Raw genomic sequence first — 549 nt, 5'->3', positions numbered from 1 at the left:
GAGCCACGCCGGAAAATAGCCCTCTCTCGCCTGCGCGTAGATGAGGCGCGAAAAGCCCGCGATATAGGTGTGCACCGGGCAGTAGCAGACGACGAAGCCAAGCAGCCCCACCATCGCGGCGGCAGAATGTCCGAGGCTCGCGCCTATCAGCGTCACCATCGCAGTGTTCGGATTGCCGGTCTTATAGACGCCGCTGCCGACGATGACGAAGGCTATCATAAAATAGATTATGTTGACCGTGACATAAGCCGCGCCGAGGCTTATCGGGATATCGCGGCGCGGGCTGCGAAACTCCTCCGCAAGGTGGCCTATCATCTCCCAGCCGAGAAAGGCGAAGAAAAGCAGCGACATAGTGCGCCCCACCGATGCTGCGCCGTGCGGCATGAAGGGGAGAAAATTGCGCGCGCGCACCTCGCCGAACGAGGTCGTTACCACAAAGAGCAAAATAAAGACTATCGCGCTCACAATAAAGAGCTGGCTTTTGCCGGATAGCTCTATGCCGCGCATGTTCAGAAGTATCGCCGTCAAAATGAGGCCGCCCGCCGCTAT

The 549-nt window shown here is 58.5% G+C and carries 1 protein-coding gene; it reads right to left on the bottom strand.

The genetic code is table 11. The features are described 5' to 3' along the window. Positions 1-549: amino acid permease (locus RRY12_03060; protein ID MEG2183635.1), on the bottom strand; the 549-nt coding region annotated here is incomplete at both ends.

Source organism: Cloacibacillus sp. (assembly GCA_036655895.1).
Lineage (GTDB): Bacteria > Synergistota > Synergistia > Synergistales > Synergistaceae > JAVVPF01.
This window is presented reverse-complemented; position numbering and strand designations above follow the sequence as displayed.